Origin of the sequence: Rummeliibacillus sp. TYF-LIM-RU47 (assembly GCF_008638315.1) — a bacterium.
GTDB classification, from domain to species: domain Bacteria; phylum Bacillota; class Bacilli; order Bacillales_A; family Planococcaceae; genus Rummeliibacillus; species Rummeliibacillus stabekisii.
In genome coordinates, this window is the sequence record NZ_VVIR01000001.1 from 1,509,052 (window position 1) to 1,521,727 (window position 12,676).

Consider the following 12,676-nt stretch of genomic DNA (forward strand, 5'->3'; position numbering starts at 1 on the left):
CCTTCCACAATCTGTGGAGGGTATTTTTCTTGTCAAAAGATAGAGAGAATGGGGGAGAGGGGAATGCCAGGAGGGGGTAATTCCATGTATAAGACATTGGAAGAACATAAAGAACAACTGCAACAACATGGCGAAGTAATTCATCAGGACATTTTACCGAGGTTGGAAATATTAGAAAAAGAACACTTAGTATTTAAGCAAGAAATGACATCGATAAAGACAGATTTGATAGGTGTCCAAAAAGGGCAAAAAGACCTGGAAGTCACAGTGATGAAAGATGGCAAGGAAACACGTGAATTACTAAAACCTTTTGCTGATCACGTTTTAAAGCAAGTGGAGTATGAAGCGGAAACTGATAGAGAAATACAGATTAAAAAATTGGACTTGAAGGGCAAAGTAACAGTGGCTCTTTACGGGGCTATTGGTTCCGGAGGAATAGTCACTATTATCTTAGGAATCCTTGCAGTTTTTAAAGCATTTTTTAAATAGGAGGTCGTGAAATTGACAACAGACAAGTTAAAACAATATATTGCGTTATTCGGAGGATTGCTATCAGCAGTCCTTTTATTTTTGCAATCAGTAGGTATTAATCTCAAGTGGTATACAGATGATTCTATTAATGCGTTTACCAACGTTCTTTTAGCAGCAGTACCATTCGCTTTAGTTGTTTATGGGATTTGGAAAAACACTTATCTTGTAAGCAAAGTAGCAAAAATCCAAGAAAAAGAACTCAAAAAGAAAGGGTTGAAATAATATGGGAAAACAATTTGTAATCAGTAGCGGACACGGTGATAAAGTATCGGGAGCGGTTGGCATTCTAAATGAGCATGAAGAGGCTAAAAAGGTTGTCAATCGTGTATACGATATTGTAACTAAGGAGTACAACGGTGAGGGTTATAAGTATCACGAAACAACAGCTACAACGCAAAATCAAAACTTAGCTAATATCGTGAATTTCCATAACAATAAAGATCGTGAACTAGATGTTGCTATTCATTTTAACAGCGCTACTCCTGCGGCAACAGGAACAGAATGTTTATACTATGACCAAAAACTATTGTCAGCCAAAATGAGTGCGGCCATGGCAACAGCTCTTGGAATTGTAGACAGGGGAGCAAAGGAACGAAAGGAATTGTATTTCCTGCGTAACACTAATAAGCCAGCAATCCTTTTAGAAGTATGCTTTGTGACATCGGAAAAGGATGCAGCTGCATATCGCAATAACTTTGAAGCATTATGTCAAGCTATTGCAAAAGTTATGGCAGGGCATTTAGGATATACAAAAAACCAAGTCGAAGGTGTTTCTAAGCCAGTAGCCAAACCAAAAGAAAGCACCTATTACAGTGAAAAGTTTGATCGCTTAGTTTTATTAACAAACGCAGGGGTATATGCAGATGTTGAATTTAAAGAAGAACTTAACAGATACAAAAAAGATACCAAAATTGATATCGAGGCTATTGTATATGCAAAGAATGGTACACCTCGTTTCTTGGTTAAAGATAAAGACAAGTGTGTCTTTATCACAGCCAATCGGGAGTATGTAAAAGCCTATACAGTAGATAAATAACATTTCATAATCCCCATCTTACACATGGGGGAGGAGGCTTTTTAAAAAATTATCTTTGGAAAGGATTAGGACGTAGTAAAAAAGTATTAAAGACATTTCACTTTTATTACAATAAAATGGTATAAAAGGGGAGTGTTTAAATGGTGAATAATACAATAATAATAGACGAACAAGACCAACTAGAAGAGCAACAAGAACAACTGAAATTGCAAGAAAGTTCAAATGAAAAGGCAACAAAGACCAAGCTTAGATCAAAAGAAATTGGGTTTAATTACTTCTTTATAGTCGGGAAAAAAGAAGACGGTTCGGAATCGAGGGTGGGTATTAAAACGATTCTAGAAGCTATTTACAATAATTACTCAACCAATAAGGGGTCATCAACATTTGAAAAGTTAGTCTATGAATACAATGGAGAATTTGTTCGGTTAGGTGACATTAGCGTTGACAATTTAGGCTATTATCATCTTGTATTCGATAGACTTATTGATTATCATCTTCCTGTAAAAACTACTTTGCATGGAAAATCTGACGTAATAACAATTTTAGATAATGAATATGTAGGACATCAAGTAAGTGTGCTTTATGATACAAATAAAAAAGTCCTTATGATTCAACGTAATAGAGATTCTTTAAGCCCTACAGCATTAGGTGGAGTAATTCGTACTTGGATGGAAGAGTTTGATGTTGAAGAAGAAACGAGCCTACAAGTTATCATGGACAAAACAGCAAAGCGACGAGGTAAAGAAAAAACGCAATTTAGAAAAATGTCTGTACGAACAACAGGAGAAGCTGCTAAGCACATATTGGAAAAAGTAACAGGTAAGAACGATTCAAATAATGAAATTAGGTATGTTGAAATTACAATAGCAAGCCAGCCGATTAAAAAAAGCCATATTCCAGAGGATGTTTCTGATAGCATTTTAGAGAGATACATTGATTCATCAGATGTTGAGAAGTTTCATATTCATGGTAAAGATGATGAAGATTCTAGGGTTGAAAAAATAGATTTATTAGATCAGAAACTAGAGAGTTATTTAAAATTCACTTTCGGCAAAGAAAAGCATCTAAATCCTATAAGCGTATTTAGTGAGATGGTTAATGAATATGAGAAAATGAAAAGTAAAATATAATAGGAAGAGGGGGACCAAGTGCGAAAATTTCTAATGTTTTTTTGGATGCTTGGCATTTTTTCCATTGTCGTGGCTATTATTGTGTTTATTAAAAAAATAAACTTCTTTTCCCTTAATGGATTTGAACAAGCACTATCTGGATATCTAAATGTTTCAAGTATAACTTTAGGCTTTTTTGCAACTTCTATTTCTATTATAGCTTCAATTATGACTACCAAATTAGTGAAAGAAATATTGGGTGATGAAGAATATACAAAGCAATTTTTATATTTACTCATAGCCACCATAGTGACGGGTATTTCCAGTATTGTTTTCACGATTGTCTTTCAAGTGTATATCCAAGGAAAGGCCGGACAACCTACAAACTTTTATAATATATCTAGCCCAACACAAATAATTTTTTCAAGTGTTTGGAGCCTTTTAGTTGTAGCTTATTCAGTATATTTAGCACTTTTTCTGTATGTAGTAGTTTCTCTACTTTTGCAAGCAGGAAAAGACGGTAACGAAGTTTCAGAAAATACTAAGGAAGTAGAACCAAAAAAGAATCCATTTTTAACTAAAGAAAGAGAAATTTAAAACCTTACTTTAATCGGTAAGGTTTTTTGTTTACTTGAAATAAGAACATTAAATTATTTTATTTTGATTGACATTAAAAACGCGGCTTCCCATGTTACTAAAAAGCATGAGACTAGCCGCGTTTTTTTGTTTTTAACTGCATACATAACTTAAAGTTTTGTTACACATAATGGTAATAGGGCTTTTTTTGTCTTGAAACAAGAACAAATGTTCTTTATAATTAGACAAACAAGCGTTCTATTTTGAGGGGGAGACAAGATGAAAGAGCAGTTAATGAAAGCGATGCAGCATAATCAATTGGTTGATTTAATGTACATTTCTCAATCAGGTGAGATAACTAAACGACGAGTAAAGCTAATCAAAATTTTTGGTGACAGATTCCAAGCATTTTGCTTCACTAAGCATGCTAAGCGTACTTTTATTACAGATAATGTTCTTGCAGTGATGCCAGTCCTTAGAAAAGAACGAGAAGTCGTATGAGTAGGGAACACAGCGATCTAGTGCATAAACAAATTATTCTAGATTTAACAATACGGACACTAGAGCGTGATCGTAAGTTTTTAGATAGTTTTAAATCGCATGGAGCTTTCGATATGTGGTTTGAGAGTAAGATTCAAGAAATAAAACAAGAAAAACTGAATGTCAAAAGACAACTAGGATCTTTGGGGGTACGAATAGAAAAAGAAGTAAGAGAAGATGATTTTATTACCGTTTACGAAGTGTTATATCGCGGTGCAACTGAATACCATAGATATTTCAACGTGGCGTTAAGAAATTGGACTAACGAAGAAATAAAACGCCTATTAAATATAGAATATAAAACGGTTGCGGAAGTTAATAAAAAGGTATATCACAAGTAATTGTGAAAGAATCTCATCCCCTTAAATAAGAGGGGATTTTTTTAATGTGGTTGAACTGCTGTACCTGCAGTTTTCAATATGTTTAGAAGCATTGGTGACATCTGAATCAATACATAACCAATCGCACTATTGAAAAATATTGAGTATGCTTTCTCCTTTTGTCCTAAAATTATAAAGAAACATGCACCGACCATCATAAGACTAGCGAGGGGCAATGCTAGGGCGACGAGGATATCAATAATGGGATTCATGATCGTTGTAAGCACATCTAATGAAGTGCCTGCTATATGGTCTGTAACAGCGCCTGTCGGTATAGTTGTATAAGTATCTGGAGTACCTGGAGGCATAGCTGGACCTGACACTGTAGTGCGTGTAATTTCTTCTATACCTATATTGTTGCTAGCCGCTTCTAGAGGAGCAGTTGAAACTTTAGTCAAACTATTCCATGCGACCATTCCAAGACTAGCTACAGCAGGCACACATGCAGCAATAGCTAAGTCCTTACGTGTAGCATGTTGGCTACCAAAATCAGTCCATTTACTTTCAGGCACAACTTCCACTTTGTTTTTATTAAAGAACATTCCATCTCTCCTTTATCGGATTTCTTCATATATAAATACCTTCACAACGAACGGTAATTCTTCACAAGCTTCTTTTATTTGCATCCTTCTTAGCTCTGTGGTGGTAAGCCATACAAGAGCAGGAGGGTGACCTAACTGCTGTTCTAAAGCTATCCCTAAAGATTTGTAACGTTCTATTTTCAAGCGATTCTCACGCATGGTCTGTAGGTTATCAATTTCAACAAAATGTTTCGTATGTAAGTGTGTATACATAGCATCTGCTACCACGGTTGTAACACCATCTGATACTTTAATTTCGTTTACCCAATCAGCCGGACATTGATTAAAGAGAAATAATTCATTGCGCATGACAGTATGCTCTACATTACCAGTTTTTTTACGGATTTTTTCACAGCCAACATATTCACGTCCAGATTTATTGAGATAGTAAATGGATTGATAGCCATCGCGGATAACAGACAGGTAATCAGACAGTTCCTTAAAAATACGATTTGCATTGCGAACGGATCGCAAACCAAAGTACACGCGTAGTTGGTCTCTAGTCATGTAATCAAATTTGCTCAAAAGTAATAGGATTTGTTCTTGGCGTTCGTTTAGATGGGTTTTCAATAGCACTAGGAACCTCCTCTTCCTTTTGGATATATGGGGAAATCTGTTGTTGAATGGTTGAATTCGAGATGTAAGGGGACTGCACAACGTAACGCTTCACGTTATTTTTATAAATACCTCTACCTGGAATATCAGGCAACTTATCCGCACCACTTTCATCTAAAACAACACGGGAAGCTATATCTGTATCGACCACATAGCACAAACGGGCGATAATATTTCTTTTTGTCTGAGAGGGTATGACTTGTGTAGTTGGATATTGGGTACAAAAAATAAGATAATAGCCAGCAGATCTTCCTCGGCGGGCAATATCTGTTATAATATCCATTGCTTTCCCATAGTCAGCTAAATCTGCAGCTTCATCAATAATGATGAAATGACGTTTTTTAATACCAGCTTCTTTCACATCTTCGAACCCGTTGTTTACTACCGTTTCAAATGATTCATTCATATCTAATTGAATGTTCTTCAAAACTCCTTCAGCTTCTTGCGGATCCCGCGAGTAGTATTTGACTTGCTTACAATCCCTAAACCGATGAAAAGCAGAACCGCCCTTTAAGTCGATTAACGATAACTCGGCATGTTCTGGCTGCTGATCAATTAAAGTTGTAGCAATGAGTTTTAAAATTGCGCTTTTTCCATATCCAGTCGCTCCGGCAATTATTAAATGTTTATCTTTATCGAAATCATGTTTAATGGTGTCGTTGTTACGCATACTTCCAATAGGCACTAACCATGTACCTTTTTTCAAGTAGCTTTCGTCCCACTCAATTTGTTTAGGTAATGGCTTGTCATAAACACGAATACAGAGCAAACCGTCAAAAGACATCTCAACTTCTTTTTGTTCAGTAAGCTTAGTTTGTTTCAACATGAGGATGTTTTTAAGGATATTCTTATCGAATTTCAAATCTTGGAGAGTAACCTGTTTCTTACGGTTATTAAGGCCATCCTCAATATTTTTTTGTTTCGCTACATAATCCTCAAAGCTTCTTCCGAAAGGTATGCGGTATTTGTATTCCCATCCCCATTCATGCTTCTTTTTACGGACAAGTTGAGTCGTTAATGTGTCTCTTCCATCTTTGACATTTAAGCCAGACAGAGAAAGAATGCGTTGGATTTTCCCGCTGTCGTTCTCACTCAAATCATTTTTGGCCAGATAAGCTTTTACAGCAATCCCGCCCATTACAGTTGTAGTTAAAATTTCGAATAACATTTATACTACCCCCTTTTTATTTAACATCCACATCGTGTGCAACGAGTACCTTTATGAGCTGTATTCTTCCCGCACATCCCGCAAAAGCTATATAAATAGTCTTTGGAAAATTAATCAATCTTGAATCTCCTTTCGTTTTCTATTTGACTCGCGCCACAGTGGTTCTAATACGTAGTATTAGTTGATGTTAACTGGAAGAAGAAATTAAGCAATAAAGTATTGATATTAAAGGATTTCGCCTATACCTAATTGAATACTAGAGTAGTAGTTAAACTGGTAGGGTATCTGGCATAGCTTTTTACGTGTGATTTGTACCTAATCAGGTAGTACGCTTGGTAGGTTATAAAGTAGTGTGACTGGAATCTAATTTGGTAGTGGCGTTGGTATTTGATGTGGTATTTGACTTGGTAGTAATAATGTACGTTAAACGTACCAAGAAAATACCTTGTCCAATGAAAGAAAGTTAAATTTTTTTAAGGTGGGCTATATGGATGAGCTATATAATCAATATCAAATTGAAGCAATTAATGAAGGAGTTCAATGTTACGCAACGTGATTTAGAAAAAATGACAGGTCTGTCCAGGCGGACCATTTCAGAACTCTCTAATAATAAAATGGAGAGAATACCTAAATCAGCGTTATCGAAAATTGGGGAAGCCTTTGCGATAGAAGATATACGAGAACTCATTGATTTTAAAAATGAACAATAAAAAAGACCACATTAGTGGCCATTAATAAGCAAATTAAGTTTAGAACTTTAATGATACACTTCATAGAAAAACATGCAGGCTATTACAACGATAGCAACTAATACTACATTTTTCATTCGCTCATCTAATAATGGTAAACCATTTCTTTTGTTAGCAATCATTCCTTGTATAAAAGACACCAAGAAAACTAATAAAAAAATTATACCTACTAACAATACAGATAAAATGAAGAAAGCAAATATTAGAAAGATCAAAGCGTAACCCCCTTTTTTAGATGAATTAAACCATTGCACTCTTAATTAGTATTGAATTCCCATATAAATATAACATAATACCTATATTGCATAAATACACTAATTTTTTATATAAATTAAATGTTATTACTTAAAACATGGGAAGCGAAGGTGAACTTATGGAAAGAAAAAATGATTATAAATATATTATGTGGTTTGGTTTGTTATTTATTGTTATGCCCGTTGTCTATGTTGGTAGTTGGATATTATATTATCAATTCAATGAGAGATGGGGGAACGTAGAAGCGTCAATGAATTCTATGTTTGTTTATTATTTATTTGTATCTATATGGTGGTTTATTTACTCCCTAAGAAAAAAATAACAACTATTACCTTTTGTTAAAAATATGCTAATATGCAGTTTGGTTATATTTACAAAAGGTACAGCTGTATTTGTAGGTGTTCCTAGGCATGCGTTGATAGTTAGCTCTTACGATGTTTTGTATACCTTTCAGTATTAATTAGTTAAAGGTATAATCTATGTAAACGCACCTGTCCAGCGTTATTTTCTAATTAAATGTTTTAAATGTCCCGGGTGGGGTACACGTTTATAAAACATGTATAAAACCCCACCTTGTCCCCCGGGGAGTACCCCGTTAAATAGTGTTAAATAACACTATATTGGATATGTGGATAAAATCTATTTTTTTACAAATGCTATTTTAGCAATAACTCAAAAGTTAAAACCTCAATACTGGAAACCAAGGCCATAAGAAAAATTTATATCAATCTATAAAATTAATGTTATTTACTTATGTGTTGTTTTCTATTATTATTGGTATTGGAGAAAAGAAGCTTATATGAAGCCCTTTTCAGTAGATAATTAAAGGGGGAACCGAACATGGCAAACAATAACTTGCACAACAGTCGTTCTTCATTCGAAGTTAACGGTAAATCTTACAACTATTATCGTTTAGCTGCAATCGAAGAAGCTGGTATTGCACAAGTATCACGCCTTCCTTATTCAATCAAAGTTTTATTAGAATCTGTATTACGTCAATATGATGGCTATGTAATTAAAGAAGACCATGTAGAAAACTTAGCGAAATGGGGCAAAGATGCAGACGAAAATGCTGAAGTGCCTTTCAAACCTTCTCGCGTTGTTCTTCAAGACTTCACTGGTGTACCAGTAGTAGTTGACCTTGCATCATTACGCGATGCAATGAAAAAAATGGGCGGAGATCCAAACGAGATCAATCCAGCAATTCCTGTTGACCTTGTTATCGACCACTCTGTTCAAGTTGACAAATACGGTAACGAAGCAGCTCTTAAAGCGAATATGGATCTTGAATTCGAACGTAATGCTGAGCGTTACAATTTCTTGAAATGGGCTCAAACAGCTTACGATAATTTCCGTGCTGTTCCACCAGCAACAGGTATCGTTCACCAAGTAAACTTAGAGTATTTGGCTCCAGTAGTTCACGTGAATGAAAATGCTGATGGCACTTACGAAACATTCCCAGACTCTGTTGTGGGTACTGACTCTCATACAACAATGATCAATGGTATTGGTGTTCTTGGATGGGGTGTTGGCGGTATTGAAGCAGAAGCTGGTATGTTAGGCCAACCATCATACTTCCCAATTCCTGAAGTAATTGGTGTGAAATTAACTGGCAAATTGCCAAGCGGTTCTACAGCTACTGACTTAGCACTTAAAGTAACTCAAGAATTGCGTAAAAAAGGTGTAGTCGGCAAATTCGTTGAGTTCTTCGGACCAGGCGTTTCTGCATTACCTTTAGCGGATCGTGCAACAATTTCTAACATGGCACCTGAATATGGTGCTACATGTGGTTATTTCGCAATCGATGATGAATCATTAAGCTACATGCGCCTTACAGGCAGAGACGAAGAACATATCAATATTGTAGAAGCTTACTTAAAAGCAAACAACATGTTCTTTGACCCAGAATTAGAACCTACTTACACAGATGTATTAGAAATTAACTTAGATGAAATCGAAACTAATCTTTCAGGTCCTAAACGTCCACAAGATTTAATTCCGCTTTCAGATATGAAAACACGCTACCACGAAGTAGTAGTGGCTCCAGCTGGCGTTCAAGGTTTTGGCTTAACTCCAGATGAATTCACAAAAACTTCAACTGCTAAATTTGCAGAGGGTGATGTTGAAATTCCAGCAGGTGCTGTAGCAATTGCTGCGATTACTTCTTGTACGAACACATCTAACCCTTACGTTCTAATCGCTGCAGGTCTTGTTGCGAAAAAAGCAGTAGAAAAAGGTTTAACTGTTCCTAAATGGGTTAAAACATCACTTGCTCCAGGATCAAAAGTTGTTACTGGCTACTTAGAAGATTCTGGTTTACAAGATTACCTAAATACACTAGGTTTCAATACAGTTGGTTACGGTTGTACAACATGTATCGGTAACTCAGGTCCACTATTACCAGAAATTGAAGAAGCAATCATGTCTAAAGATTTATTCGTGACTTCTGTACTTTCAGGTAACCGTAACTTTGAAGGCCGTGTACATCCTTTAGTGAAAGCTAACTACTTGGCTTCACCACCATTAGTAGTAGCTTATGCGCTTGCTGGTACTGTAGATGTAGACCTACGTAAAGATTCATTCGGTAAAGACAAAGATGGAAATGATGTATTCTTTGATGACATCTGGCCATCATCTGATGAAGTAAATGCCGTTCTTTCAAAAGTTGTTACACGTGAATTGTTCCAAAAAGAATATGAAACTGTATTCAATGCAAATGAAAAATGGAATGCAATTGAAACTTCTACAGATTCACTTTACGAGTTTGATGAGAATTCAACTTACATTCAAAATCCGCCATTCTTCCAAAACCTATCTGCAAAACCAGAAGCAATTCAACAGCTTATGGGTATGCGTGTGTTAGCGAAATTTGGTGACTCTATTACAACTGACCATATTTCTCCTGCTGGTGCAATTGGTAAAGATACACCTGCCGGAAAATACTTGCGTGAACATGGCGTAGAACCACGAAACTTCAACTCTTATGGTAGCCGTCGAGGTAACCATGAAGTAATGATGCGCGGTACTTTCGCAAACATCCGTATCCGCAACCAAATTGCACCTGGTACAGAAGGCGGCTTCACTACTTACTGGCCAACAGGTGATGTAGAGTATATCTACGATGCAGCAATGAAATACGCTAAAAACCGTGTAGGCTTAGTTGTACTTACTGGTAAAGACTACGGTATGGGTTCTTCACGTGACTGGGCAGCTAAAGGTACTAACCTTCTTGGCGTTAAAACAGTTATCGCAGAATCATACGAACGTATCCACCGTTCAAACTTAGTAATGATGGGTGTTCTACCACTTCAATTCGTTGATGGAGAAAGCTCAGAATCACTAGGATTGACTGGTGAAGAAACATTCTCAGTTAATATTACAGATGAAGTTAAACCTCGTGATATCCTAACTGTGACTGCTACATCTCCAGATGGCGATATTAAAACATTCAAAGCGCTTGCTCGTTTTGACTCAGAAGTAGAAGTAGATTACTACCGTAACGGCGGTATCCTACAAATGGTTTTACGTAACAAATTATCTAAATAATATGGTTCAAACAAGTGCACAATAATTTTGTGCACTTGTTTTAGTTTATAAGACAAAGGAGATTTAATGAAAGAAGAAAAGCTATGGAAGGATTTTCTCTCAAAATAACGGTATACTTAACATGAGGTGAACAACATGTTTGTAAGTGAAAAAGAAATTGAAATTCGTTATGCGGAGACAGATCAAATGGGCGTTGTATACCATGCTAATTATGTTATATGGATGGAATTAGGGAGGACGCAGCTGATTCATGATTTAGGCTTTAGCGTGACTCAATTAGAAGAAGCAGGCTATGTATCGCCTGTTATGAATGTAAATGTTAGCTACAAAGCTGCACTACGTTATGGTGAAAAAGCGATTATACGTACATGGATTGTATCACAGGAACGTCTTCGTACTGTGTATGGCTATGAAATCGTACATAGTGATGGAACGATTGCGGCAACAGCAACATCCGAACATATTGTGGTGAAAAAAGAAAATTTCCGACCTGTTGCTTTTGAACGGATTAATCCGGTGTGGTTTAATAAATATAAAGAAATTGCAGAAATCAAATAACTCTTGGATGAGTAGTTTAAAAAAGCATGCCCGAATTAGGCATGCTTTTTGCTTTCGTTATCTACTTGTAATCAAATTTAAGTTCATCTAATTGGCGATCTACATCTACATATAAATCATGGTTGTTAAAAAACCATGTATCGTCTTGCTCAATAAAAAAAGTAGTTCCATTATGCTCTAATACAACACTTGGATTAATTGGCGAGTCTTGACTCATGCCGAGAGAAAACCCTTCGTGGAAAGGATTTGAGCCACCATATCTAGCATAAAAACGAATGGTATCTCCTTGCGCTACATCCATTTCATCAGAAAACCACTGAAATGCTTGTTCAGACATGATAATTTTCATAAGAACACTCCTTTTTTATAACCATGTTACTTTTGGTTCAGTTCCCTTTTTTATGCGCGATATATTAGATCTATGGCGATAAAAAATAAAGACTACAATAATGGAAATAATGATAAGTAAAAGATATTCATTATATAAAATACCATAAATAAGTGCGTAAATAAAAGCTACAACAGCTGCAAACATAGATGCTAGACTCACCATTTTATACACTTTTAAGCAAAGAAGGAAGGCGATAAGGAGCAAGATAAAGATTGGCCAATGGTAGCCAAGTAAAATACCTGCAGACGTAGCCACAGCTTTGCCTCCTCGGAAGCCAGCGAAGATAGGGAACATGTGCCCGACGACAGCAATGATGCCAGCAACGAGTGGGTGGATACCACTTCCTTGGAAAACAGCTAGAATAGGAAGTATAGTTGCAAGTGTGCCCTTTAATATATCCATAAGTGTAACGGCTATACCCGCTTTTTTTCCAAGCGTACGGAAGGTATTAGTAGCACCTAAGTTTCCGCTTCCGTGCTGTCTGATATCGGTTTTATAAAAAACTTTACCAACCCATAAACCGGATGGGATGGAACCAATTAGATAAGCCAATACAACAACTAAAATACTATTCATTTAAAACTCCCTCCAACATTAGTAGTTGGTATTATTAGATTGTAATAATATTTTATCACGAGACT

16 protein-coding genes are annotated in these 12,676 nt (G+C 36.1%); 10 read left to right on the forward strand and 6 right to left on the reverse strand.

The window, feature by feature from the left end:
* The first annotated feature begins 84 nt into the window (after nucleotides 1-84).
* From F0527_RS07640 to F0527_RS07670, 7 genes are all read left to right on the forward strand, one after another.
* Nucleotides 85-489: a hypothetical protein gene (locus tag F0527_RS07640; RefSeq protein WP_150284371.1), complete on the forward strand. Its 405-nt coding sequence runs from the start codon at nucleotides 85-87 to the stop codon at nucleotides 487-489.
* Nucleotides 490-495: 6 nt separating this feature from the next.
* Complete coding sequence (locus F0527_RS07645) at nucleotides 496-753, forward strand: phage holin (protein ID WP_223823539.1); 258 nt, start codon at nucleotides 496-498, stop codon at nucleotides 751-753.
* Nucleotide 754: 1 nt separating this feature from the next.
* Nucleotides 755-1,567: an N-acetylmuramoyl-L-alanine amidase gene (locus tag F0527_RS07650; protein ID WP_150284373.1), complete on the forward strand. Its 813-nt coding sequence runs from the start codon at nucleotides 755-757 to the stop codon at nucleotides 1,565-1,567.
* Between the two features lie 140 nt (nucleotides 1,568-1,707).
* Complete coding sequence (locus F0527_RS07655) at nucleotides 1,708-2,697, forward strand: DUF6731 family protein (protein WP_150284374.1); 990 nt, start codon at nucleotides 1,708-1,710, stop codon at nucleotides 2,695-2,697.
* A gap of 18 nt (nucleotides 2,698-2,715) precedes the next feature.
* On the forward strand, nucleotides 2,716-3,273 hold the full coding sequence (locus tag F0527_RS07660) for a hypothetical protein (protein ID WP_150284375.1): 558 nt from the start codon (nucleotides 2,716-2,718) through the stop codon (nucleotides 3,271-3,273).
* A 258-nt stretch (nucleotides 3,274-3,531) separates the two neighbouring features.
* Nucleotides 3,532-3,753, forward strand: coding sequence for a WYL domain-containing protein (locus F0527_RS07665; RefSeq protein WP_150284376.1), 222 nt, complete (start codon nucleotides 3,532-3,534; stop codon nucleotides 3,751-3,753).
* Nucleotides 3,750-4,133 carry a YhjD family protein gene (locus tag F0527_RS07670; RefSeq protein WP_150284377.1) on the forward strand — a complete coding sequence of 128 codons (384 nt, stop codon included), beginning with the start codon at nucleotides 3,750-3,752 and terminating at the stop codon, nucleotides 4,131-4,133. The genes F0527_RS07665 and F0527_RS07670 overlap by 4 nt, the downstream gene beginning before the upstream one ends.
* A 41-nt stretch (nucleotides 4,134-4,174) precedes the next feature.
* Here the strand turns inward: F0527_RS07670 and F0527_RS07675 are convergent, their stop codons facing one another.
* The 3 genes from F0527_RS07675 to F0527_RS07685 are packed head-to-tail and all read right to left on the reverse strand — an operon-like array spanning nucleotide 4,175 to nucleotide 6,536.
* Entirely contained in the window at nucleotides 4,175-4,714 is a 540-nt protein-coding gene (locus F0527_RS07675) for a pilin (RefSeq protein WP_150284378.1), read from the reverse strand.
* Nucleotides 4,715-4,726: 12 nt separating this feature from the next.
* Entirely contained in the window at nucleotides 4,727-5,329 is a 603-nt protein-coding gene (locus F0527_RS07680) for a replication-relaxation family protein (protein ID WP_223823540.1), read from the reverse strand.
* On the reverse strand, nucleotides 5,265-6,536 hold the full coding sequence (locus F0527_RS07685) for an FtsK/SpoIIIE domain-containing protein (RefSeq protein ID WP_150284379.1): 1,272 nt from the start codon (nucleotides 6,534-6,536) through the stop codon (nucleotides 5,265-5,267). Before F0527_RS07685 ends, F0527_RS07680 begins: the two co-directional genes overlap by 65 nt.
* Before the next feature lie 491 nt (nucleotides 6,537-7,027).
* Between F0527_RS07685 and F0527_RS07690 the strand changes: the two genes are divergently transcribed.
* Nucleotides 7,028-7,246 carry a helix-turn-helix domain-containing protein gene (locus F0527_RS07690; RefSeq protein WP_150284380.1) on the forward strand — a complete coding sequence of 73 codons (219 nt, stop codon included), beginning with the start codon at nucleotides 7,028-7,030 and terminating at the stop codon, nucleotides 7,244-7,246.
* Nucleotides 7,247-7,293: 47 nt separating this feature from the next.
* On the opposite strand, the gene F0527_RS07695 is transcribed toward F0527_RS07690, so the two are convergent.
* Nucleotides 7,294-7,500, reverse strand: coding sequence for a hypothetical protein (locus F0527_RS07695; RefSeq protein ID WP_150284381.1), 207 nt, complete (start codon nucleotides 7,498-7,500; stop codon nucleotides 7,294-7,296).
* A gap of 880 nt (nucleotides 7,501-8,380) precedes the next feature.
* Between F0527_RS07695 and acnA the strand changes: the two genes are divergently transcribed.
* Both acnA and F0527_RS07705 read left to right on the forward strand, forming a co-directional pair.
* Nucleotides 8,381-11,086 carry an aconitate hydratase AcnA gene (acnA, locus tag F0527_RS07700; RefSeq protein WP_150284382.1) on the forward strand — a complete coding sequence of 902 codons (2,706 nt, stop codon included), beginning with the start codon at nucleotides 8,381-8,383 and terminating at the stop codon, nucleotides 11,084-11,086.
* A gap of 135 nt (nucleotides 11,087-11,221) precedes the next feature.
* A complete protein-coding gene (locus tag F0527_RS07705; protein ID WP_150284383.1) occupies nucleotides 11,222-11,644 on the forward strand; it encodes an acyl-CoA thioesterase in 423 nt (140 codons plus the stop codon).
* 61 nt (nucleotides 11,645-11,705) lie between these two features.
* On the opposite strand, the gene F0527_RS07710 is transcribed toward F0527_RS07705, so the two are convergent.
* Nucleotides 11,706-11,993, reverse strand: a complete 288-nt coding sequence (locus F0527_RS07710; protein ID WP_150284384.1) for a HesB/YadR/YfhF family protein — start codon at nucleotides 11,991-11,993, stop codon at nucleotides 11,706-11,708.
* Between the two features lie 15 nt (nucleotides 11,994-12,008).
* On the reverse strand, nucleotides 12,009-12,611 hold the full coding sequence (gene plsY, locus F0527_RS07715; RefSeq protein ID WP_066787024.1) for a glycerol-3-phosphate 1-O-acyltransferase PlsY: 603 nt from the start codon (nucleotides 12,609-12,611) through the stop codon (nucleotides 12,009-12,011).
* Nucleotides 12,612-12,676: the final 65 nt, after the last annotated feature.

Excerpts from the sequence above, each read along its gene's own strand:
- F0527_RS07640 (WP_150284371.1), top strand. The coding sequence starts at position 85 with ATGTATAAGACATTGGAAGAACATAAAGAACAACTGCAACAACATGGC.
- F0527_RS07650 (WP_150284373.1), top strand. The coding sequence starts at position 755 with ATGGGAAAACAATTTGTAATCAGTAGCGGACACGGTGATAAAGTATCG.
- F0527_RS07655 (WP_150284374.1), top strand. The coding sequence starts at position 1,708 with ATGGTGAATAATACAATAATAATAGACGAACAAGACCAACTAGAAGAG.
- F0527_RS07665 (WP_150284376.1), top strand. The coding sequence starts at position 3,532 with ATGAAAGAGCAGTTAATGAAAGCGATGCAGCATAATCAATTGGTTGAT.
- F0527_RS07670 (WP_150284377.1), top strand. The coding sequence starts at position 3,750 with ATGAGTAGGGAACACAGCGATCTAGTGCATAAACAAATTATTCTAGAT.
- F0527_RS07675 (WP_150284378.1), bottom strand. The coding sequence starts at position 4,714 with ATGTTCTTTAATAAAAACAAAGTGGAAGTTGTGCCTGAAAGTAAATGG.
- F0527_RS07685 (WP_150284379.1), bottom strand. The coding sequence starts at position 6,536 with ATGTTATTCGAAATTTTAACTACAACTGTAATGGGCGGGATTGCTGTA.
- F0527_RS07690 (WP_150284380.1), top strand. The coding sequence starts at position 7,028 with ATGAGCTATATAATCAATATCAAATTGAAGCAATTAATGAAGGAGTTC.
- acnA (WP_150284382.1), top strand. The coding sequence starts at position 8,381 with ATGGCAAACAATAACTTGCACAACAGTCGTTCTTCATTCGAAGTTAAC.
- F0527_RS07705 (WP_150284383.1), top strand. The coding sequence starts at position 11,222 with ATGTTTGTAAGTGAAAAAGAAATTGAAATTCGTTATGCGGAGACAGAT.
- F0527_RS07710 (WP_150284384.1), bottom strand. The coding sequence starts at position 11,993 with ATGAAAATTATCATGTCTGAACAAGCATTTCAGTGGTTTTCTGATGAA.
- plsY (WP_066787024.1), bottom strand. The coding sequence starts at position 12,611 with ATGAATAGTATTTTAGTTGTTGTATTGGCTTATCTAATTGGTTCCATC.